Here is a 21338-nt window from a genome sequence, read left to right as displayed (position 1 = left end):
CCGATGAAGCTGCATGCACCCTCTTTTTGGTGGAAAAAGACCGACTGGTGGAAAAAAGCCGGCTTTCCTGCCCTGGCGCTGTGGCCACTGTCTTTCCTCTATGGCCGAATTGCCGCCCGGCGCATGCGCGGGTCTTCAGCCTATGCTCCCGCGTTACCGGTGATCTGTATCGGCAATGTCACGCTTGGCGGCGCTGGCAAGACGCCGACGGCCCTGGCTCTGGCCAAGGCCGCCCTTGCCATGGGCCTGAAGCCCGGCTTTCTCAGCCGTGGCTATGGTGGAACGGTCCGCCGCCCGACCTTGGTCGATCCGGGCCACCACACCGCCAAGGATGTCGGTGACGAACCGCTACTCCTCGCCTCAGTGGCGCCAACAGTGGTGGCATCGCGTCGCCGCGAAGGGGCCAAAGAATTGGAGCGCCAAGGCATGGACCTGATCATCATGGATGACGGATTTCAAAGCGCACAGATCCGCATCGATTGCGCCGTGGTGGTGACCGACAGTTACAAAGGCGACGGCAATGGTTTCGTCTTTCCCGCCGGGCCATTGCGGGCGCCGCTGGCAATCCAGTTTCAAAAGCTGGACATGCTGCTGGTGGTCGGCAAGGGCGATGCCGCCATTCCGATGGTGCGGCGAGCGGCCCGAATGGGCAAGCCAGTATTGACCGCTCAGCTTCATCCCCTGCCCGGCCCAAACCTTAGGGGTCAGCGCCTGCTGGCCTATGCAGGCATTGCCGATCCGGAAAAATTCTACCGCACCCTGCGCGAAATGGGTGGAGACATCGTCGTGGCCAAAGGGTTTGGCGATCACCAGCCCTTGTCCGCTGCAGCGATTGCCGAGCTGATCGAAGAGGCTGAGGCCAACGATCTTCTGCTGGTCACGACCGCAAAGGATCAGGCCCGGCTACGGGGCGCAAGTCAGGACCGGGCACAGGAACTTCTGGCCAAATCCACCGTGATCGAAATCGAGATGATCTTCGACGATCCGGCTGTGCCAGCACGCGTGATAGACCAGGCGCAGGATCGTTTTCGCAGGTCTCGGTAATGGCGCGGCGCTTGCCCTTACCGCTTCTGGTTCGGTAGGTTTCCGGCGCGCTTTTCCGCTTCCAGTGAGGCCGCCGCATCGACATAGGCTTCCTGACGATCGACGCTCCAGTATTTCAGCTCATCAATGGTGATCGGCCGTCCGGTGATGGCGCAGACCACGTAGGAGCCGGGAAAGGTAATCTGGAAATCCGCATCCAGATATTTCACCGTGGCCTCGCGATTTCCACGGCTTTCGAAGCGATTCATGGAGTGGTCCTAACTCTCTTCTTGTTCTTGTCGTTTTGTACTGCTTGCCGTTACGTGCCAAACCGGCGGTAGCATGCCGTCTATAAATGCACACAAACTGCCCTTGCAATCAACCGTCAACTGCGACCGAACAGCCGCTCGATATCCGACAGTTTCAGTTCAATATAGGTTGGACGCCCGTGATTGCATTGGCCTGAACCGGGCGTTTCCTCCATTTTTCGCAGCAATGCATTCATTTCCTCGACCCGCAGCAGACGACCGGAGCGTACCGATCCGTGGCAGGCCATGGTGGCGGCCACATGTTCCAGCCGGGCAAACAGGCTGCCCGCCGTTTCCCATTCGGCAATTTCATCGGCCAATTGCCGCACAAGTCCGGGCACATCCACTTCGCCCAGCATGGCAGGCGTTTCGCGCACCGCAATCGCTCCTGGCCCGAACCGCTCGATAGCAAGGCCCAACCGGTCGAGGTTTTCGGCGTGATCCATCAGACGGTCACAGTCTTCTTCCGGGAGGCCGATAATTTCGGGAATGAGTAAGCCCTGGCTGGGCAATCTGCGACCCGATAGCGCCTTGCGCATATCCTCAAACACCAGACGCTCATGGGCAGCATGCTGATCGACGATCACCAGTCCGTCCTGCGTCTGGGCAACGATATAATTGGCGTGAACCTGCGCCCGGGCCGCGCCGAGGCGAAACCTCCCGCTTTCCATCGCCATCGCCACCGGCTCGGAGATCTGCGAGGGCAAAGCATGGGCATCCGCCCGGGCCGCTGGCTGCGTCAGACCATCGAACCGGCTCTGACCGCCATCTAGCGGCCTGTGCGGAGACGTATCGACGCTCCACCCCGCAGGCTGTGGCGGCCGTGCGCCATAGGTGGGTGCATAAGAATTGTTCGCAGCCGCCTGCGCGCCTTCGGCAAAACCGCCATTTGCACCAGGGCGAAAGGCCCGCAGCATGGCACCGGCCCCCGCCGTCGATGACCGGTCGCCTTCGCGCGTCAAGGCCTGGCGGATCGCCCCGACGATCAGGCCGCGCACCAGGCCGGGATCGCGAAACCGCACATCCGATTTGGCCGGATGGACATTGACATCGACCAGAGCCGGATCGACCGTCAACGCCAGCACCGCCACCGGATAGCGGCCATGCGGCACGGTTTCGGCATAGGCGCCGCGAATGGCCGAGAGGATCAGCTTGTCCTGCACCGGACGGCCATTGACGAAGGCATATTGATGGGCGGAATTGCCACGGTTAAAGGTCGGCACACTGGCATAACCGCCCAGGTGAACGTCCTCGCGCTCGGCGTCGAGCGCAATGGCGTTATCCCGGAAATCGGGGCCGAGCACCTGGGCAATTCGGGCGAGATGATCGTCGCCGGTGGCGGGCAGTTCCAGCGTCGAGCGGTCGGAGCCGGACAGGACAAAGCGGATCTTCGGAAAGGCGATGGCCATGCGCTTGACCATTTCGGTAATCGCGGCGGCCTCGGCCCTTTCGGTTTTCAGGAATTTCAGCCGGGCTGGCGTGGCAAAAAACAGATCGCGCACCTCGACCACCGTGCCGGGATTGCCGGGTGCCGGGCGCACCTCTCCAACCTTGCCGCCTTCCACCACGATCTGGAAAGCACTGGCACTGTCTGCTCTGCGGCTGGCAATGGTCAGGCGCGCCACCGAGCCGATGGAGGGCAGCGCCTCACCGCGAAAGCCGAGGCTCTTGATGTCCATCAACGACTCATTGAGCTTGGAGGTGCAATGACGGCGAACCGCCAGCGCCAGATCCTGCCCATCCATGCCGCACCCATTGTCGGTGATGCGCAGCAGCGCCTTGCCGCCACCCGCCGTGGCGATCTCGATGCGGCTTGCCCCGGCATCGATGGCGTTTTCAATCAATTCCTTGGCGGCACTGGCCGGGCGCTCGATCACTTCGCCAGCGGCGATCTGGTTGATCAAGGTTTCCGAAAGCTGTTTGATGCTCATACGCTTATTGTCGCCAATTGTCGGCCAAGAAGAAAGCCCGGCAAGGGCGCAATTCACCGCGATCTTTCCCGACCTCTTGCCCCCGTCATTAAGGGGGCATTAATCGAATACCAATAGGCTTAATTCAACTTTAATCGTTTTTGATCGTGGTCGCCGAAGAAAACCCGCTGCTCCGGTTGGCGTGACCCACTCCTGCACTGTTTGGTATCATCGACGCACGACGAAAACGCAAGAAAGTTCTATAGGCTGCATGTTTCTACCGGGAGTCGATTCCGATCCGGCTGGCCATGCAGTAAACATAGGTTGGTAGGATAATGCGGCCGATGCTTATCTTGAACGAGATGCAACGCCTTGGAGGCGAAGATGCATAAGCAACCGGGCGACAGGCAGGCAACGGACCGGACCTGGGCAAGCGCCCTGGTTCTGGAGCATAGCCTTCTCGATGCCGTCTGCGATGCGCAGGGCAGCGCGATTCTGGTTGTCGATAGCGACGATATTATCGTCTATGCAAGCCCGCAATTGCTGAACTTCTTCGAAATTCCGGAATTCTACCTGCAAGCGGGCACCAGGCTGCGTGACTGCCTGGGCGCAATTTACGATCACTGCATCCGCGCCATCCTGTCCCCCAACCCGCCGTCAAGAGAAGAGTGGCTGGCCGAGCGGGTTGCCGCCCATTGGCGCGAGCGGTTCGAAACACTCGACAAAACCGTCAAGAAGCGCACAGTGCGCCAACTCAATCGACGGCTCGCCAATGGCTTTGGCATTTGCGCGATTTCCGATATTACCGAACAGAAAAAGCGCGAAGAACAATGGCGCACCGATCTGGAACGGGTCGAAGTCACGGAAAATATTCTCGACAGCCTGCCGCAACCGGTCATGGTCTGGGATCGCCAGCACATCGTGGTTGGCATCAACAAGGCATTCGTCGCCATGATGGGGACAAGTGAAGACGCCATTCTGGGCCGCCCTGCCGCAGATCTGCTTGAAAGCCGCTTCCTCGCCAGCTTGCAGCAGGCTGAGCAGCAAGTCGGTGTTCGCGAGCGCTTCATCCGGATTGCCGATCCCGGCTCGCAGAAAGCTTCACCCGCCGCTTATATCAACCGGATCGGCAAGACCGACCGCAGCTTTTGCGTGGTGACCTTTGCAAGCGTCGACGGCGCCGCCCATCTGCTTCGCCCGACGATCCGGGCGGAAAGCAGAAACGCACCAGGCCCGGCAGCTCACATCACCTCACCGCTATCTCCGCCGCAACAACAACCGCACCCGGCAATCGAGCCTCCACGAGAAGACAGCCTGCGGCAACGTGTGTTGATTGCCAGCAGCGATCCGATTTTCCTCGCAAATGCCGTGGGCGTACTGCCGCAACAGGCAAGCGATCGCTGCATCGTTCATAGCCCTTACGAATTGCGCGCCGTCATTGAACTTGCCAGATCGATGGCCATGTCCATTGACCTGATCATTACAGACAGAGCCATGTCTGTCAGCCGGGAGCAGCTTGCACTTGATGATATGACGCGAACCCTCGTCGCTGATCGCAACAGCGTCGCAGAGCGGCTGACCCAGCATCTTCAGCCACGGGCCGCGACGTCTGCGCGGACAGGGTCTCACCCGGCAGGCATCACCCGCGCGCCAAAGAAGACGGTGGAAATCCTTGTTGTCGAGGACAATGAAGTCAACCAGATCGTGTTTTCGCAAATCCTCGAAGGACTTGGCCGCAGCTACAAGCTGGCGGTCAACGGTGCGGATGCCTTAGCGATCTGGCAGGTCGAACGTCCCCCCATCGTGCTCATGGATATTTCGCTGCCTGACATCAATGGCATGGATCTCTGCCGCCTGATGCGGCAAAGGCAGCGGGCCGGAGATCCCCGCTCGGCCATTATCGGCGTGCTGGTGCCAGCCTTCGACCATGACCGTGGCCGGTGCCTCGACGCGGGCATGGACGATGTCATCGTCAAGCCGCTCAGCCCCGACATGATCGAACAGCTTCTGGACCGCCATCTCGAAACAAGCCGTCATGCAACGGCGTGATGGCCTCCTCGAAAGCTGAAGCGGCTGGGGAAGAGACAGGCAGTCCGCTGTGTTCGACACCAATGCTGATTATGACGAAAAGCAAACCGCATTGAGGATAGCAACCGTCTGACGGGTTTAATGTGAACCTAACGGATTCGGGCTGTATGCAGTAAATCACGGGTAAAAATCCACAGTCCTCCTCGGCTAAACGCTAGAATTTTATTAATTTTTTATGCGCATGGTAATTCCGTGATCTATGACTTTTTTTGGGATAATGAATGGGTGCGGCCAACACCATAGTGCCAGACATCGATCAGGGAGAGGCCAAGGCTTTTACCGATCCGCTGACGGGGCTTGGCAATCACCATAGGCTGCAGGAGCGAATCCGCAGCCTATCGGCGGAGCGCGCCGCCGATCCCGCACCATTTACCGTGGCTTTGGTCAATCTGGACGGTTTCAAGCCAATCAACGACCTATTCGGGTCGTTGGCGGGGGATGAAATTCTGTGCCAGGTCGCCCATCGTCTCAAAGCCTGTATTCCCGATGGCGCCATTGTTACCCGTCACGATGGCGACGAGTTTGCCGTGGTCCTGCCGCTGATTTTCGAACAGATCAGCGCCGAGCGAATCGGCAATCTGATCAAGGACGTGCTATCGGCGCCCTACGACCTCGGCGACCGCAATGTCCGGCTTTCGGCTTCGCTGGGCTTTGCAATCTTTCCCTTTGCTGGCGACGATTTCGAGACGCTGATGAAGAGTGCGGAGACGGCTCTTTATCGCTCAAAACGGCGCGGACGCGGCCAGATAACCGTCTATTCGCGAGAAATTGCCCAGGAAATGCGCCGCTCCACCCAATTGGAGCAGGCCCTGCGCAATGCGATCATCAACGATGCCGTCGATACCCATTTCCAGCCGATCGTCTCGCTTGTCGATGGCAAGGTTCTGGGTTTCGAAGCGCTCGCCCGCTGGATCGATCCAGATCTCGGCTTTGTTTCGCCAGCGATCTTCGTGCCACTGGCCGAGGATAGGGGCTTTATCGACACACTCTCGGAAACCCTGTTGCGCAAGGCTGCGGAAGCGGCGCTGACCTGGCCGCGAGAACTGTTTTTGTCGTTCAACCTTTCCTCGGTGCAATTGACCGATTCCGGCACGGCCTCACGCACGCTGTCCATCATCAACAGCGTCGGCCTCGACCCGTCGCGGCTGGAACTGGAAATTACCGAGACCGCTGTGATGAGTTCCGCCGACATGGCCGGGCGGATCATCGCCGAACTGCGTGCGGCAGGCGTGCGTATCTCGCTCGACGATTTCGGCACCGGCCAATCCAGCCTTGGGCGCTTAAGGGAATTTACTTTTGACAAGGTCAAGATCGATCGAGCCTTCGTCTCGGCGATCACCACCGACACCACCTCCGAACATATCGTCCGGGCGATCATCACCATGTGCGAAGGCCTGAAGCTGGAAGTAGTGGCCGAAGGCATAGAAACCCTAAGCGAAGCAACAAGGCTCCTGGCCCTCGGCTGCACCATGGGCCAGGGCTATTATTTCGGCAGGCCTGCCGATGCGATGGCCACGCTGCGCTATCTATCGCGCCAATATTCCGACTTCGCCGCTCGCAGGCAGACGGGGCCGTTTTCAGGCTATTGAGTCGATGGAATGATAATCAGCGGCCAATTATTCAGGCCGCTCGCAGACGGCCGATAATTTATTACCGTCGGGATCACGGACATAACAGGCATAGAAATGCGCATGAAAAGGCCGCAGGCCCGGCGCACCTTCATCTGAACCGCCATTTGCCAGTGCTGCTGCATAGAAAGCCTCGACATCCGACCGGCTTCCGGCATCCAGCGCCACCATGGAACCATTGCCGAAGCTGGCGGCCCTGCCGTCATAAGGGCTGACGAGCCAGAACCGGCACCGCACATCCGAGGACGCAGAGTATCCAACTTCGTCTTTTTCCGTCACCCGGCGGATGAAACCAAGCGCACCGAGACAGGCATCGTAAAACCGTCCGGATCGTTCCAAATCGTTGGAGCCAAGCGTGATATAGAGCACCATTGACTATCCCCGCTCAATCCAGGAACCGAGTTTCCGGTTCTCAATCCTGATCCTCGTCAGCCGTCGCATCCTCACGCGGATCATGCGGCATAGGACCATCGTCCTCCACTTCATGACCCAGCGCATTGCCGGACCGCCTGCCCTTGAAGCCCTTGGCAAGCAAGAACATTTCAACCGATTCCTGACGTGAAGACGCGGGCTTGATATGGATGACCTGCTTGAAATTCTGCTTGAGCATGTTGAGCAGGTCTTTTTCCGTGCCACCCTGGAAGGTTTTCGCCAGAAAATGCCCGCCTTCAGCGAGAACTTCCACGGCGAAATAAGCGGCCACTTCGCAGAGATGCATGGTGCGAATGTGGTCGGTCTTCTGGTGGCCGGTAGTGGGCGCCGCCATGTCGGAAATCACCACATCCGGCACGCCGCCAACCGCTTCCATCAGCAGGGCGGGCGCCTGGGGGTCGAGAAAGTCGAGTTGCAGGATCTTCACGCCCGGCAATTGGGTCATTTCCAGAAAGTCGATGGCCGCAACCCGGATGTCACTATCGGTGGACCCGGTAACATTCGCGGCAATCTGCGACCAGCTGCCGGGTGCAGCACCCAGATCGATAATGCGTCGGGCACCTTTGAGAATATTGTGCTTCTCATCGATCTCCAGCAGCTTGAAAGCCGCACGCGCGCGGTAGCCTTCCAGTTTGGCCCGCTGCACATAGGGATCGTTGATATGCCGCTCCAGCCAGCGCCGCGACGACGCTTTCAACTTGCCCTTCTTGACCTTCTGGCCCAGTTTTCGTCCGGTGCGGTTGCCGCCAATAGGTGGTTTGGTCATGCTTGCTGCTCAACTCCTGACAGCGCCCTGTGCATCCGCACTTCGATCCGCTGTAACACTTTTATGCCTCAATATTACGTCCGGTCACAAATGCGGGACACGATCCCGGCTGTTCGCTGGACGACGGGTGCGATTGCGTCGCCAGACACCATCATCGGCCATCATGTCCGTCAACAGCCCTTCTCTTAAGCCCCGGTCCGCCACCCGCATGCGGCTGGAGGGCCAACGCCTGCGGATCGCTTCCAGAATGGCGCAGCCGGCCAGAACCAGATCCGCCCGGTCCGGGCCGATACAGGGATTGGCGGCGCGGCTCTGGTAATCCCAGGACAGCAACTTGGCCTGCATGGCCGAGACCTCATCATCGCTTAGCCATAGCCCATCGACCCGGCGGCGATCATAGCGCGGCAGATCGAGATGCACGCCCGCCAGCGTCGTCACCGTGCCGGACGTGCCGATCAGGTGGAAATCGACATCGGCAGCAGAATGACCAAGCGCCTCAACCGAGGGGCAATCGAATTGATCGAGCATGCCCGACACTTCGGTAATCATCGCTTCAAAGACCGTGGGCGAGACATCGCGACCGCCATGGCGCTCCGACAGGGTGACGACCCCGACCGGCAGCGAGGTCCAATGGGTGATGTGATTGGCCAGACGGCTGGAACGGTTGTCGCCGATGCGAATCACCGCGATTTCCGAGGACCCACCGCCGATATCAAACAGCACGACAGAGCGCGTTTCGCGCCCGACCAGTGATGAACAACCTGATACCGCCAACCGCGCCTCCGTCTCGCGGTTGATGATTTCCAGCTCAAGCCCGGTCTCCGCCCGCACCCGCTCCAGAAAGGCTTCGCCATTCTCCGCGGCCCGGCAGGCCTCCGTGGCAATCAGCCGTTTGCCGCGCAGTTCCACCCCATGCAGTTTGGAGGCGCAGACCTTCAAGGCCTCAATGGCGCGGTCCATCGCCTCCTGCGAGAGGCGCCCCGTCGCAGCCAGCCCCTCGCCCAGACGCACGATGCGCGAAAAGGCATCCACCACCCGGAATTGGCCGGGCCGGGTCGGCTGAGCAATCAACAACCGGCAATTATTGGTGCCGAGATCAAGCGCCGCGTAGAAATCGGCGGGATGGTCGTCGGAAGGCCCATGGCTGGAATGATGCCCCTTATGCTGTCCGTGATGTGGGTGATGGCCCTGTCCACCATGAGCATGTCCACCATGGGAATGTCCGCCATGGCCATGGCGGCTGCGGCCATGTGGTGCCTCACCAGAGCCAGCAACCGACTTCTGGCCCTCGACAGCAGGCGGGCAATAGCTGGCAGAGGCCGGCTTGGCTTCCACGCTGCGGCCAGGCTGCAAGGGACGCACCTGGACGTTCTGCCGGCCCCGGTTCTTACGCCGCTTCCTGGTGGATTTTTTGGCCGCACCACCAGTTTCGCCAGCAAGGGCATTTCCCTGGATATGGGATTCTTTGGTATGATGCCCCTGAGCATTAGACCCTTGAGTATTGGATAAACCTGCCTCGCGAGGCGCATGCCCGGCAGAGCCCTGATCGCGGTGATGGTGCTCTGCCTGCCGTTCAGCCTGAGCCACTGTCTCTTGCGTTTCCACGCCCTGATGCGACACCGCCTGGCCCTGCCCCGGCGATGTGTTGCCGCGGCCTTTCCTGCGACGCTTTCGCTTTCGGCCCGGCGCCTGCTGGGCCGCCTGCTGATCTTGTTGTATGGGACGTCGATCCGGCTCGGCCAAAGCCGTCCGGTCTTGCGTCACGGGGTGAGCTGGCGGCCCGGATTTCCGGCCTTTCCGCTTGCCCCTACCGCGCCTCGAGGGCTTGCCCTCGGTACGGTTTGACGTTGACGCCCCGTTTTCTGGCGGAAATCCGCCATTGCCAGGGTCTACCACTGATGTCTTCCATAGCGCCGCGCAAAGTCTGATGGGAAAACCCGAGAGGAAATTCCGTTTCAGATATGCCGCTGGCGATCCTTAGATTTTCGTTGGTAAAATTGTAGCAGGCCCGGCAAGCTTCTCCAAATGCTTTTTAAGCCCCCCTCCCCGACCAACCAAGGCCGAAACCAGCTTCACTCAAAGTGCGGAACCGCTGCAAAACCGATTTGTCTGAACCGGTTCACTTTTTTGCAAAAAGACAGTTGCAATCAACCAGCTTTTGTTTATAAGCCGCATCCATCAGACGGCAACGCCGCCCCTGCTGGGGAATAGTTCAACGGTAGAACGACGGACTCTGACTCCGTTAATCTTGGTTCGAATCCAGGTTCCCCAGCCAATCTCTCTTTTATCAATGCAATCAATTACTTAGAGAAGATCTGAAAAGAGTAACCGGAACACTTTTCCGGGTCATTCTTGCGGATCAGCACGCGATATTCTTTCCCTTGCGAATCCCTTATAATCTGCGCAACTTGGCAATGGGACATTCCAGGGGGGGGCGCATGGATTTTATTTCGTGGCTGCTTACGCTAATCGGCATGGGTAGCGATCAAGCGATGCGCCGAAGCGATAAACGCGCCGAGGTATCCCGATTGAACGCCGAAGTCGCCGGTGAGGTCGGCAGAGCGCTTGATATCCTCGCAATGGCTTCACCGCGCCTCAAACGGCTGGCGTCACAGATCGCAAGCGAACACCCTGAGTTACATCTTAGCATCGTGAAATTTCTGGATGAACAGCAAGCGATTGCTTTGACAATGCTCAAGACAACCGAAGACAATAAAACGAAAATTGCTACAGCGAGTGGCTTTCCCGATTGGGACAAAGCAGTTCGCGATTTTCAGGAATGGCGCATCACTGCGTCACGCATACCCCCTTGGATACAAGGAATTGTAGACAGGTTGGACGCGGTCTTTCTTGAGAACGGGATACGATAGCACCGCCGATTAGTCGTTAAAGGTAGGCTCATGACGGAAGAAAAGTCAGCGAAGCGCAGAATAGACCGCATTCGAGAGGGTGGCGGAATGCTGATGGTTGGCGACGAGAGCGACGGCGCAGTAGTGTCCGCTGAGGGGATAGGTCACAGACTCTTTGCGATTAAAGAAGAGGCAATTTACGTTATCGCGCTTGCTGATCAGATCGATCCAGGTCGCACGAGAGAAGATATACCAAACACAGTACAGAAAATCGCTGATGTTGGTGCGAAATCCGATGTAGTTCAGAAGACGCTTCTAACAGGTCTAGAACTATTCAAGAAGGAACGGCTCATCGACTCAGTGTCACATGAGTCTGCCCTCTTGTCAGTCATCGACATTATGAATGACCTTGTTGCAGCGGATAGCGTGGCCGGAGAGATCAAGCGCGTGCTGCTGCACAACCGTGAAACGACAATTCAGCCGAAACAGGGCGCGCTTGCTCTTCCATCCTATCCAAGACTTCACGCTGAGACAAAGACGTTTATCCAGAAGATGGATCACGCAATGCAAGGCGTATTCGATCTTTGTTGTATTTTCTACAGTGAGGAGACATTGAGGAAATCTGGCAAGTGGTTTGACGGTTTACATAACCATCTCGTCAAGACGCTCCCAGAGGATGACGAATTCATTGGATTTGTGGAAGGTCTAGCTCACTTCGGCAAACTTGTGAGAAATGTCCGGCACTGTATTGAGCATCCCAAGAGGGACAGACAGATAATTGTGAACGACTATCGCCTAACCGCAAACAAAGAGCTTCTAGAGCCTGAAATCGGTGTGCTTCATGAAGCCACGCCACTCGACATAGTTAGAGCCGATGAGTTCTTTCGTTTCTTTATAGAGAGCGCATTGGTTTGGTGTGAGACTTTGATGGCATTCCTCGCCGGTCGGCACATGGCCGAGTTAGGTGGCTTTGAGATCGTGGTAGATGAAATACCCGAAGCCCAACGGCACTATGCTGGCGTCCGCTTTGGATACCTTGTAAATGTTGGGGGAAATTTTTCGAGGCTAGGTTGAGACCTACGCTACGACTTTGCATAAATGCGTTGCCATCGCCGTGATGGTATCTGGTTGCATCCTACACGAAACCTCTGAACCGCGCCGGGTTTGCCGGGGCCATTTTGTTTAAGTTATGCGGCCATGGCTGCTTCGTCCAGCATGGCGTAATATCGCTCTTCGGCTTCGGCTGGCGGTATATTCCCCATCGGCTCGAGAAGTCGTCGCTGGTTGAACCAGTCGACCCATTCAAGAGTAGCGAATTCCACTGTCTCGAAGCTCCTCCATCCGCAACCTTAATCTCGGTCTAGTCGCTACGCTTCTTAAAATTACGATATCATTTATTAATTTTATTTTTTCGCCTGCCCATCATCCCTCATCGTCTCTTTTTGAGTAATCAGGCGGGCACTATGCTGGCCGCTGAGATAAATCCACAACCAGCTCCAGGCGACCGCAAGTCTTGAGCGCGTGCCGATGAGAAAATAGATATGGGCGAGACCCCATATCCACCATGCGAGACTACCTGTTAGCTTTACCTTGCCAAAATCAACAATGGCAGCACTCTGGCCGATAGTGGCAAGGCTGCCTTGATGCCGGTAATGGAATGGTGCGGGAGCGGGTTTGCCTCTCAGTCTCGCCTTGATCACTTTGGCGACATAGGCGCCCTGTTGTTTGGCTGCAGGCGCAATACCCGGTACGGGCGTGTTATTGCCTTGCATGACCGATGCCGTATCACCGATCACAAAAACATCTGGCATTTCTGGCGCGGTAAGGTCCTTCCCTACAACCACGCGACCCGCCCTGTCGGCAGGAACACTGAGCCAGCGCGCGGCGGCTGATGCCTGAACACCAGCCGCCCAGACGATCGTCCGGCTTGGAGTGAATTGTTCACCAATCTGAACGCCCTCACTTGAGCACTGTGTAACAGGCTGTCCAAGACGAACTTCGACGCCGAGTTTTTCCAACACGCCTTGTGCATAGGCGGACAGTTCCGGTGCAAAGCTTGGCAGCACACGTTGGCCCGCCTCGACCAGGATCACCTTTGTCCTGCGGGTATCGATGGCGCGAAATTCCTTGGGGAGGGTCTTGTGCGCCAGCTCGGCGATAATACCGGCAAGTTCGACGCCTGTTGGGCCGGCCCCAACAATGGTAAATGTCAGAAGCGCCTCACGCATCACTGGGTCAGAGGTGGTTTCTGCCTGCTCGAAGGCAAGAAGAAGGCGGCGGCGAATTGTCGTGGCATCCTCAAGCGTCTTCAGGCCCGGTGCCACAGGCTCCCATTCATCGCGTCCGAAATAGGCATGGGTCGCTCCGGTGGCCAGAACAAGCGTGTCGTAGGATATGGATGCCCCACTGCGTAACATCACCTGCTTTGCAGCGACATCGACGCCACCGACTTCACCCAGCAATGTCGAAACCTCCTGCCGGTCGCTATAGAGATGGCGAATGGGCCAGGCGATTTCCGAGGTGGAGAGAATGGTTGTTGCAACCTGATAAAGAAGAGGTTGGAAAAGGTGATGGTTTCGCCGATCGATCAGCGTTATCCGTGCTCCGCTGCCTTTGAGATCATGCACCAGCTGAAGCCCGCCAAAGCCACCGCCAACAACCACGACGTGATGATCACTCATGATCGATCTTTCTCTTTCTAAACCGGATGAAATTCAGCTCAATATAATCGCAGACCATGTGCAGAAAATTACAGTTGAAATTCTGGCCGATGGTCTGGCATGCAACTCATCGCCTTTGCGTGGATGCTACAGTATTGTGTGCTTCACAAAACACACAATACTGCATTCAACGACATATATTTCCACCAGGATCCGCCGAATGCCCGCCACGGCGCGCATTCATTCTCGCGTAAGGCCAGAACTTACAGAGCCATGTCCGGCACACGCTTGATGTCTCCCGCCGGTGCGCTGACGCCTGGCTTTGTGATTGCGGACATGTCGATTGCCGGTGGTGCGAGCGTCAGTTGAAGGCGCTCTGCCGTCGCCGCCCATTCCTTGGCCAGCATATCGGGGTTTTCATTGAGGTTGACGCCATAGCTTGGCACCATGGTGCGCACCTTCTCCTGCCATTCCGGTGTCGCCAATTTCTCGGCAAACACTTTCTGGAGCAGATCCAGCATGATCGGTGCAGCCGTTGACGCGCCCGGAGAAGCGCCGAGCAGGGCGGCAATGCTGCCATCCTTGGCCGCCACAATTTCTGTTCCGAGCTTGAGAATGCCGCCCTTTTTGGCGTCTCTCTTGATGATCTGAACTCGCTGGCCTGCCTGCCAAAGGCGCCAATCCTCGGCCTTGGCATTGGGAAAATAGGCGCGCAGAGCCTCTAGCCGATCTGCGTCTGACAGCAAAAGCTGTCCGGCCAGATATTCGACCAGATCAAACTCATCATAGCCAACTTTCAGCATGGGCCAGATGTTTTCGAGCGTGATTGTCGCAGGCAGATCGAACAGCGATCCTTCCTTCAGGAATTTTGTCGAGAAGGTTGCGAAGGGGCCAAACAACAGGTGGCGCTTGCCATCAAACACGCGGGTGTCGAGATGCGGAACCGACATTGGCGGCGCACCGGTGGAAGCCTGCCCGTAGGCCTTGGCAAAATGCCGGTTTGCGATTTCCGGCTTGTCGCAGACCAGGAACGAACCGCCGACGGGGAAGCCCGCGTAGTCATCGCCTTCAGGAATGCCAGCCATCTGCAGAAGGTGCAACGCACCACCGCCCGCACCGATGAACACGAACTTCGCCTTGACGGTGGTTGACGATCCATCCTTGCGGTTCGCGTAGCTGACGTTCCATGATCCGTCTGTGTTCTTTTCAATCGCCTCCACTTCACTGGAGGTGTGCAGCGCAAAGCTCGGATGGCTCTTTAGATGCGTCACATATTGGCGGGTCACTTCGCCCCAATCGGCGTCGGTGCCAAGTGGGCTCCAAGTGGCCGCAAGCTTCTGGGCGCGATCACGCCCGTCCATCATCAGCGGCACCCATTCGGCAATCTTGTCATGATCGGTCGAAAACTGCATGCCGGAAAACAGCGGGCTGGCTTTCAACGCTTCAAACCGCTTGGCAAGAAACGCCGTATTCTCATCGCCCCAGACGAAACTCATATGCGGTGTCGAGTTGAGGAACGAGCGCGGATTTTTCAACACGCCAACATCAACCTGATGGGCCATGAACTGACGGGTGATCTGGAAGGCCGAATTGATTTCGATCGCCTTTTCGATATGGACATTGCCTTTCGCATCCATCGGCGAATAATTCAGCTCGGCCAGGGCCGAATGCCCCGTGCCGGCATTGTTCCAGCCGTTGGAGCTTTCCATGGCCACGGCGTCGAGCCGCTCGAGCATTTCAATCGTCCAATTCGGCTCAAGTTGGCTGAGCAAAACACCCAGCGTCGCACTCATGATGCCGCCACCGATCAACAGGACATCCACGGTTTTTTCCGGTGCTTGCGCCCAGCTTGGCACAGAGGTCGCACCGAGAACGACCGCCCCTGTGGCCGCCGATCCCAAAAGCTGACGGCGGCTCAAAACCGGGCCTTGAATGCCTGCGGCAATGGATGGGTTGTCTTTACGATGAACGGGCATCTGGCACCTAATTGAGGTTAAGGGCGACTGCCATGACCTTTGACGATCGCACCCTACAGCGCCGTGCGTTTTATAAAACGCACAAAGGACGCTGTAACGTTTTAAATGTGCTGCATAATCCCTGAACCGATTCCGGTTTGAGGGAGGATTATGCAGCATTGTGACAAGTCAGCACGCGACTTTCTGTCGCGCAGTTGCTGGGGTTTGACGCAGTGACATGACAAAAGCCATTAAATAGAAATTTAAGAACGGTCGTCACGGTCCCTGACGGCAAGCCTGGCTATGGCGGGCGTGCGTTGAATCACACACCGCACAATTGCGCTATTTTTTGAAAAACCGTAGGATTGAAACAGTAAATCGGCATTTGAAACGCGTGTGCTCTGGCAATAATGGATGACCTGCAACATCTATGGAGGGACCGACGCACCAAGGAATAGGCCATGGCGAAAGTTATCCTTATTGAGGATGATGAAGATACGGCACAAGATATCTGCGCTGAGCTGAAAGATTACGGATACGCCGTTGACTGGGAATCCGATGGTGCCAGGGGCCTTGAACGCGCAAGGAATGGCGGGGCTGACATCCTGATCGTTGACCGTATGCTGCCTGGTATGGATGGCCTTGCTGTGATTGATACACTGCGGCGCGAACAAGTCCGCACGCCTGTGCTTGTCATCAGTGCCCTCAGCGCCGTCAATGACCGTGTGCGCGGCCTGCGGGCCGGTGGCGACGACTATCTCACCAAGCCCTTTGCGATCCTCGAACTTGTCGCCCGCGTAGAAGCCCTTCTTCGCCGCCCCGCTGACATGTCGGCAAAAGTGCTGCGGGTTGGACCGCTTGAGCTTGACCTTCTGGAGCGCAGCGCTTGCCGCGGCGAAAGAGAGATTGAGCTTCTTCCCCGAGAATTCAAGCTGCTCGAATATATGATGCGCCATTGCGAACAGCTTCTGACGCGCGGAATGCTGTTTGAGGAAGTCTGGAAATATAAATTCGTTCCCGATTCAAACCTCATCGATGTGCATATGGGTCGGCTCAGGCGAAAAATTGATCATCCGGGAGATCACCCCATGATCTCGAATGTTCGTGGAGAAGGTTTTGTACTTCGCGCGCCCGATTGAATGGGTCCGGCAATCCCGTTTCCGCTATGTGGTGGTGTTGGTGACGGCGATAACCGTTCCCATGGTGCTGAGCTTTAGCTTTGCCTATGTCCAGACCACTGGCCGCGAGTTGATCAATCAACTGGATGAGCTGGTTTTGCAAGAAGCAAGCGTCATCACGCAAGGTGCTCTTCTGGGGCGGATGGATGCCTATGAGGAACGCGTAAGACAAGACCCGCGACGGGTGAAGCCAACGGGTATTTTCACAGCCAATGGCCACCGTGTGTCGGGAAATGTCCAGGAATTTCCGTCGGGACTGGCGCTGGATATGCCGCCCAGACAGGTCTCCATTGTTCGCACGGATCAAACACCACCGCGACAACAGCGGGCGCGCGCGGTTGCGCGACGCCTGCCAGATGGCAATATTCTGTTCGTTGGCTGGAGTACGGCCGATAATGAGCAGGCCGCATCCATGGTGGAAAGGGGCCTGCTGTTTGGCCTGGTTCCGGTGCTGACGTTTGGCCTGGCGGCGGCGGTGTTTTTTGGCTTGAACGCTCACAGGCGTGTCAACGAAATGCAAATCCGGATCGCACAGATTGTTGCGGGCGATTTGAAACAGCGCCTGCCCTACCGCAATGTGCAGGACCCCCTCGACAACCTTGCCCAAATCGTCAACGGCATGCTCGACGAGATGCAGGCCTTCATTGAGGACCTCGCAGCCGTCGGTGACGATATAGCCCACGATTTGAGAACACCTCTGGCCAGAGTGCGCCTCGGCCTGGAAAGGGCTCGGCGCAATGCGACCTCCGTTGAGGACATGCAGCTCGCCATGGATCGGGCGATTTCAGGAATTGACCACGCGATCTCCATCGTCACAGCCATTTTGCGTGTTCGAGAGATTGAACAAGCGCGCAGACTTCAGGCATTTGACAAAGTGGAACTCGCGGAGCTCGTGCTGGAAGTCGGGGACCTCTATGAGCCCATTGCTGAAGAGAAGCTGCTGACACTGACAGTGAGGGCAAATGTCGACATTGTCGTTCACGGAGATCGGGATCTGATTTTCGAGGCCGTCGCCAATCTCGTTGATAACGCTATAAAATTCACGCCCGAGGGCGGCAGGATCGATGTTTGCCTTGTCGTGGAAGACGAGCGAAAAGCGCTCCGCGTGAGCGACACTGGCCCAGGCGTGCCTGAGAGCGAGAGAAATCTCCTTGTTCAGCGCTTTTACCGCTCAGACCGAAGCCGCCACACAAGAGGGTTGGGGTTGGGATTGACCTTGGTGGCCGCGATTACCAAATTGCATGGCTTCCGGTTCGACGTGCTGCCAACCAAGGGCTTCACGACAGAGATCACCTTTCCACAAAATGCAACCGACTAGGACCAATGACGTCGCCGTCACAGGCATGCGGTCTGGCGCAGGTATGCGCCCGGGCGTCTCGAATGCAGCGCATTGTTGTGGCGGAGCGTAAACCCGATCACACGGATCGATACTGCTCGTCCGTCACCTGCTCCAGCCAGTCGACCACCTTTCCATCCAATTGCTCCTGAATGGCGATATGGGTCATGGCTGTGGTCGCGGAGGCACCATGCCAGTGCTTTTCGCCGGGTTCGAACCAGACGACGTCACCCGGATTAATGGTTTCGATCGGGCCGCCCTCGCGCTGCACGAGGCCGAGGCCGGCGGTGACGATCAGCGTCTGGCCGAGGGGATGGGTGTGCCAGGCGGTGCGTGCGCCGGGCTCGAATGTCACGCTGGCTGCGGCGGCGCGGCGGGCATTGTTGGGCGAAAACAACGGATCGATGCGGACCGTGCCGGAAAACCAGTCCGATGGACCTTTGGTAGACGGCTGGGTGCCGTTTCTTTTGATGTCCATGGACATGAGCCTTTCGATTTTCCGCTACTGCAAACTAAATGGTGTACGAACGTCAGTATAGCAATGATAATAGCGCGGTCTGTTTAGGTCAGTACTCTCAAGCCACCAATCTCCCCCACTCTTGCAATCCCCTCCTGTCTATGCTCCCTTCACCCCGACGCTGTGGAGGGCGTCGAGGAGGAGTAACCATGACCATGCATCCTTTGCTGGCGCAGCCGGAGCGTTTTGTGACGCGCAATGAGGTTGTCGGGCTGATTAGCCGGTTGACGGACAATCTGATCAACATCACGGACACCACAGGGGAATTCCTGCTGCGGCTGGACGATGGGCGGGTGATCGACACCAAGGGCTGGGCCGGGTGGGAATGGACCCATGGTATCGGGCTTTACGGCCTGTTCAAATATTGGCAGCAGACCGGCGATGCCAAGGCGATGGCTGTTATCACCGACTGGTTTTCGGCACGGCTTGCCGAGGGCACGCCGACCAAGAATATCAACACGGTCTGCCCGTTCCTGACGCTCGCCTGCCTATATGAACATGCGCCCAACCCGGCCTTTATCCCCTATCTGGAAACCTGGGCCGAGTGGGTGATGCATGAGATGCCGCGCACGCGCGAAGGCGGTTTGCAGCATATCGTCTATAACAGCGTCAACGATCAGCAAATGTGGGACGATACGCTGATGATGAGCGTCATGCCGCTCGCCAAGATCGGCCTGCTGTTGAACCGCCCGGACTATGTGGAAGAGGCGAAGTATCAGTTTCTGATCCATAGCCAATATCTCGCCGACCGCGCCTCCGGCCTGTGGTTCCATGGCTGGACCTTCGATGGCAATCATAATTTTGCCCGCGCACTCTGGGCCCGTGGCAATTCCTGGGTGACCATTGCCATTCCGGAATTCATCGATCTCTTGCAATTGCCGGAAGGCGACGCGGTGCGGCGTCATCTGCTCTCGACGCTCGACCGTCAGGCCGCAGCCCTTGCCAAATATCAGGACCCTTCCGGCCTCTGGCACACGCTGGTCGATGACGAGGGCAGCTATCTGGAAGCCTCGGCCACCGCCGGTTTTGCCTATGGACTGATGAAGGCGGTGCGCAAACGGTATATCAGCGCGGACTATCGGCACGTGGCGGAACGCGCGGTGCGCGGTGTCATTGCCAATATCGACGCCAAGGGCGAGTTGAACCAGGTGTCCTTCGGCACCGCCATGGGTTCGGATCTTGATTTCTATCGCACTATCAAGCTGACCTCGATGCCCTATGGGCAGGCGATGGCCATTCTGTGCCTTTCGGAATATCTGAGATCCTTTATTTGAAACCGGGAGTAGAGAAAGACCGAAGCACCGCAATGGCAGGATAAAAATCCTGCCATTTCAGAAAGTTTTCATTTGCGCATTTCCCAGCGCTTTTGCATGGTCGTGGCAGTCAATCCTTGACCGTGGGTCTTTTCATGTCTGTCGATGCAATTGTTCTTGGCGCCGGTATTATCGGCGTGTCCACCGCTGTTCAGCTGGCGCGGCGCGGCAAATCTGTGGTGCTGGTGGACAGGCGGGGCGCAGGCGAAGAAACCTCCTACGGCAATGCCGGGCTGATCCAGCGCGAAGGCGTCGTGCCCTACGGCTTTCCGCAGGATCTTGGCTTGATCCTGCGCTACGGTCTCAACAACCGGATCGATGCGCATTATCATCTGAAAGCCCTGCCGAAGCTTGCCGCGTTCCTCTCCTCCTATTGGTGGCATTCCAACAAGCCGCGCCATGAGGTGATCGCCAGGGCCTATGCGCCGCTGATCGAGCATTCAATCACCGAACACAAAGAGCTGATCGAGGCATCGGGGGCCGAAGCGCTGATCCGCAAGGACGGTTGGGTCGAGGCGTTTCGCACCCAGGCCGTGCGCGACAAGGAAGTGGCTGAGGCCGAACGGCTGGGGCGTGAATACGGTATTCAATTTCAAACCCTGACGGCAGCGGATCTGGCCCGCGAAGAGCCGCATCTGAGCCAGGATTTCATCGGCGGGCTGAAATGGAGCGATCCCTGGTCGGTGCTCGATCCGCTTGGGCTGACCAAGGCCTATCTCGCCACGTTCGAAAGCCTCGGCGGACGCTTCATGCACGGTGATGCCATGAGCCTGAAACAGGCAGGCAGCGGCTGGCAAGTCGCCACCGACGATGGTGTGATCGATGGCAAACAGGTCGTGGTGGCCCTCGGCCCGTGGTCGGATGGGGTGACGGCCAAGCTCGGCTACCGGTTCCTGCTCGGCGTCAAGCGCGGCTACCACATGCACTATGCCAGCACCGGCAATGCAGTGCTGAACAACTGGATGATGGACAAGGAGCGCGGCTATTTCCTAGCGCCAATGACCCAGGGCATCCGGCTGACGACCGGGGCGGAATTCGCCTTGCGTGATGCGCCGAAAACCCCGGTACAATTGGCGCGGGCCGAAAAAGTCGCCCGCACCATTTTTCCGCTGGCCGAGCGGCTGGACGCGGAACCCTGGATGGGCGCGCGGCCCTGCACGCCGGATATGATGCCGGTGATTGGCCAGGCGCCGCGCCACAAGGGCCTGTGGCTGGCTTTTGGCCATGCCCATCATGGCTTGACACTGGGTCCGGTGACGGGGCGGTTGCTGGCAGAAGCGATGAGCGGCGAAACGCCGTTTCTGGATATCTCGGCCTTTCGCCCAGAGCGGTTCAGGGCCTGATAAAGATCCCGAAAATGTGATCTGCGGACAAA

18 protein-coding genes, 1 tRNA gene and 1 pseudogene are annotated in these 21338 nt (G+C 57.7%); 11 read left to right on the top strand and 9 right to left on the bottom strand.

Features of this window, described 5'->3' with window-relative positions; genetic code table 11:
• Positions 1-3: 3 nt before the first annotated feature.
• A complete protein-coding gene (lpxK, locus tag AVCG78_RS01495; RefSeq protein WP_071584974.1) occupies positions 4-1044 on the top strand; it encodes a tetraacyldisaccharide 4'-kinase in 1041 nt (346 codons plus the stop codon).
• A gap of 17 nt (positions 1045-1061) precedes the next feature.
• On the opposite strand, the gene AVCG78_RS01490 is transcribed toward lpxK, so the two are convergent.
• Together AVCG78_RS01490 and mutL are read right to left on the bottom strand one after the other, a co-directional pair.
• Entirely contained in the window at positions 1062-1292 is a 231-nt protein-coding gene (locus AVCG78_RS01490) for a DUF2093 domain-containing protein (RefSeq protein WP_015915055.1), read from the bottom strand.
• A gap of 116 nt (positions 1293-1408) precedes the next feature.
• Complete coding sequence (gene mutL / locus AVCG78_RS01485) at positions 1409-3262, bottom strand: DNA mismatch repair endonuclease MutL (protein WP_071202909.1); 1854 nt, start codon at positions 3260-3262, stop codon at positions 1409-1411.
• A 363-nt stretch (positions 3263-3625) separates the two neighbouring features.
• Here mutL and AVCG78_RS01480 point away from each other — a divergent pair, with 363 nt between their 5' ends.
• Both AVCG78_RS01480 and AVCG78_RS01475 read left to right on the top strand, forming a co-directional pair.
• Entirely contained in the window at positions 3626-5290 is a 1665-nt protein-coding gene (locus AVCG78_RS01480; RefSeq protein ID WP_071202452.1) for a response regulator, read from the top strand.
• Positions 5291-5550: 260 nt separating this feature from the next.
• Complete coding sequence (locus tag AVCG78_RS01475) at positions 5551-6918, top strand: putative bifunctional diguanylate cyclase/phosphodiesterase (RefSeq protein ID WP_041696256.1); 1368 nt, start codon at positions 5551-5553, stop codon at positions 6916-6918.
• Between the two features lie 27 nt (positions 6919-6945).
• Here the strand turns inward: AVCG78_RS01475 and AVCG78_RS01470 are convergent, their stop codons facing one another.
• The 3 genes from AVCG78_RS01470 to AVCG78_RS01460 form a co-directional block, all read right to left on the bottom strand.
• Positions 6946-7329 (bottom strand): VOC family protein, encoded by a 384-nt coding sequence (locus tag AVCG78_RS01470; RefSeq protein ID WP_071202450.1) that lies wholly within the window; start codon positions 7327-7329, stop codon positions 6946-6948.
• Between the two features lie 40 nt (positions 7330-7369).
• Positions 7370-8155: an RlmE family RNA methyltransferase gene (locus AVCG78_RS01465; RefSeq protein WP_015915050.1), complete on the bottom strand. Its 786-nt coding sequence runs from the start codon at positions 8153-8155 to the stop codon at positions 7370-7372.
• Between the two features lie 84 nt (positions 8156-8239).
• Positions 8240-9760 carry a Ppx/GppA phosphatase family protein gene (locus tag AVCG78_RS01460; protein WP_457548403.1) on the bottom strand — a complete coding sequence of 507 codons (1521 nt, stop codon included), beginning with the start codon at positions 9758-9760 and terminating at the stop codon, positions 8240-8242.
• On the opposite strand from AVCG78_RS01460, the gene AVCG78_RS27285 reads away from it, so the two are divergent.
• The 4 genes from AVCG78_RS27285 to AVCG78_RS01445 all read left to right on the top strand — a co-directional run bounded on the left by AVCG78_RS27285 (position 9683) and on the right by AVCG78_RS01445 (position 12078).
• Positions 9683-10000, top strand: a complete 318-nt coding sequence (locus AVCG78_RS27285) for a hypothetical protein (RefSeq protein WP_409065495.1) — start codon at positions 9683-9685, stop codon at positions 9998-10000. The two genes, AVCG78_RS01460 and AVCG78_RS27285, sit on opposite strands and share 78 nt — an antisense overlap.
• Positions 10001-10356: 356 nt before the next feature.
• Positions 10357-10430: transfer RNA gene (locus tag AVCG78_RS01455), tRNA-Gln, on the top strand.
• Between the two features lie 163 nt (positions 10431-10593).
• Positions 10594-11025, top strand: coding sequence for a hypothetical protein (locus tag AVCG78_RS01450; RefSeq protein ID WP_015915028.1), 432 nt, complete (start codon positions 10594-10596; stop codon positions 11023-11025).
• Positions 11026-11055: 30 nt separating this feature from the next.
• Positions 11056-12078 carry a hypothetical protein gene (locus tag AVCG78_RS01445; protein ID WP_071202444.1) on the top strand — a complete coding sequence of 341 codons (1023 nt, stop codon included), beginning with the start codon at positions 11056-11058 and terminating at the stop codon, positions 12076-12078.
• Between the two features lie 113 nt (positions 12079-12191).
• Here AVCG78_RS01445 and AVCG78_RS01440 read toward each other — a convergent pair.
• The 3 genes and pseudogenes from AVCG78_RS01440 to mqo form a co-directional block, all read right to left on the bottom strand.
• Positions 12192-12344 (bottom strand): annotated as a pseudogene (locus tag AVCG78_RS01440) (IS3 family transposase); the annotation flags it as partial.
• A gap of 63 nt (positions 12345-12407) precedes the next feature.
• The gene (locus AVCG78_RS01435; protein WP_071202442.1) at positions 12408-13685 is read right to left on the bottom strand and encodes an NAD(P)/FAD-dependent oxidoreductase; all 1278 of its coding nucleotides are present in this window, start codon (positions 13683-13685) and stop codon (positions 12408-12410) included.
• Positions 13686-13927: 242 nt separating this feature from the next.
• Positions 13928-15640, bottom strand: a complete 1713-nt coding sequence (gene mqo / locus AVCG78_RS01430) for a malate dehydrogenase (quinone) (protein ID WP_071202440.1) — start codon at positions 15638-15640, stop codon at positions 13928-13930.
• A gap of 440 nt (positions 15641-16080) precedes the next feature.
• Between mqo and AVCG78_RS01425 the strand changes: the two genes are divergently transcribed.
• Together AVCG78_RS01425 and AVCG78_RS01420 are read left to right on the top strand one after the other, a co-directional pair.
• The gene (locus AVCG78_RS01425) at positions 16081-16758 is read left to right on the top strand and encodes a response regulator transcription factor (RefSeq protein ID WP_015915024.1); all 678 of its coding nucleotides are present in this window, start codon (positions 16081-16083) and stop codon (positions 16756-16758) included.
• Positions 16736-18115, top strand: a complete 1380-nt coding sequence (locus tag AVCG78_RS01420) for a sensor histidine kinase (protein ID WP_234665095.1) — start codon at positions 16736-16738, stop codon at positions 18113-18115. Before AVCG78_RS01425 ends, AVCG78_RS01420 begins: the two co-directional genes overlap by 23 nt.
• 97 nt (positions 18116-18212) lie before the next feature.
• Here AVCG78_RS01420 and AVCG78_RS01415 read toward each other — a convergent pair whose 3' ends face one another.
• Complete coding sequence (locus AVCG78_RS01415; protein WP_071202905.1) at positions 18213-18611, bottom strand: (R)-mandelonitrile lyase; 399 nt, start codon at positions 18609-18611, stop codon at positions 18213-18215.
• A 188-nt stretch (positions 18612-18799) separates the two neighbouring features.
• Here AVCG78_RS01415 and bglB point away from each other — a divergent pair, with 188 nt between their 5' ends.
• Together bglB and AVCG78_RS01405 are read left to right on the top strand one after the other, a co-directional pair.
• Positions 18800-19924, top strand: coding sequence for a beta-galactosidase BglB (gene bglB / locus AVCG78_RS01410; RefSeq protein ID WP_071584971.1), 1125 nt, complete (start codon positions 18800-18802; stop codon positions 19922-19924).
• A gap of 134 nt (positions 19925-20058) precedes the next feature.
• Positions 20059-21306, top strand: coding sequence for an NAD(P)/FAD-dependent oxidoreductase (locus AVCG78_RS01405; RefSeq protein WP_071205721.1), 1248 nt, complete (start codon positions 20059-20061; stop codon positions 21304-21306).
• Positions 21307-21338: the final 32 nt, after the last annotated feature.

This window comes from Gillisella vitis (assembly GCF_021559775.1).
GTDB lineage: Bacteria > Pseudomonadota > Alphaproteobacteria > Rhizobiales > Rhizobiaceae > Allorhizobium > Allorhizobium ampelinum.
The sequence above is the reverse complement of the archived record's forward strand: the minus strand, read 5'-3'. Positions and strand labels throughout refer to the sequence as shown.

Coding starts and splice junctions, on each gene's coding strand:
- mqo (WP_071202440.1), bottom strand. CDS start 15,640: ATGCCCGTTCATCGTAAAGACAACCCATCCATTGCCGCAGGCATTCAA.
- AVCG78_RS01450 (WP_015915028.1), top strand. CDS start 10,594: ATGGATTTTATTTCGTGGCTGCTTACGCTAATCGGCATGGGTAGCGAT.
- AVCG78_RS01480 (WP_071202452.1), top strand. CDS start 3,626: ATGCATAAGCAACCGGGCGACAGGCAGGCAACGGACCGGACCTGGGCA.
- mutL (WP_071202909.1), bottom strand. CDS start 3,262: ATGAGCATCAAACAGCTTTCGGAAACCTTGATCAACCAGATCGCCGCT.
- AVCG78_RS01465 (WP_015915050.1), bottom strand. CDS start 8,155: ATGACCAAACCACCTATTGGCGGCAACCGCACCGGACGAAAACTGGGC.
- AVCG78_RS27285 (WP_409065495.1), top strand. CDS start 9,683: ATGCCCGGCAGAGCCCTGATCGCGGTGATGGTGCTCTGCCTGCCGTTC.
- AVCG78_RS01445 (WP_071202444.1), top strand. CDS start 11,056: ATGACGGAAGAAAAGTCAGCGAAGCGCAGAATAGACCGCATTCGAGAG.
- lpxK (WP_071584974.1), top strand. CDS start 4: ATGAAGCTGCATGCACCCTCTTTTTGGTGGAAAAAGACCGACTGGTGG.
- AVCG78_RS01415 (WP_071202905.1), bottom strand. CDS start 18,611: ATGGACATCAAAAGAAACGGCACCCAGCCGTCTACCAAAGGTCCATCG.
- AVCG78_RS01425 (WP_015915024.1), top strand. CDS start 16,081: ATGGCGAAAGTTATCCTTATTGAGGATGATGAAGATACGGCACAAGAT.
- AVCG78_RS01490 (WP_015915055.1), bottom strand. CDS start 1,292: ATGAATCGCTTCGAAAGCCGTGGAAATCGCGAGGCCACGGTGAAATAT.
- AVCG78_RS01470 (WP_071202450.1), bottom strand. CDS start 7,329: ATGGTGCTCTATATCACGCTTGGCTCCAACGATTTGGAACGATCCGGA.
- AVCG78_RS01405 (WP_071205721.1), top strand. CDS start 20,059: ATGTCTGTCGATGCAATTGTTCTTGGCGCCGGTATTATCGGCGTGTCC.
- AVCG78_RS01475 (WP_041696256.1), top strand. CDS start 5,551: ATGGGTGCGGCCAACACCATAGTGCCAGACATCGATCAGGGAGAGGCC.
- bglB (WP_071584971.1), top strand. CDS start 18,800: ATGACCATGCATCCTTTGCTGGCGCAGCCGGAGCGTTTTGTGACGCGC.
- AVCG78_RS01435 (WP_071202442.1), bottom strand. CDS start 13,685: ATGAGTGATCATCACGTCGTGGTTGTTGGCGGTGGCTTTGGCGGGCTT.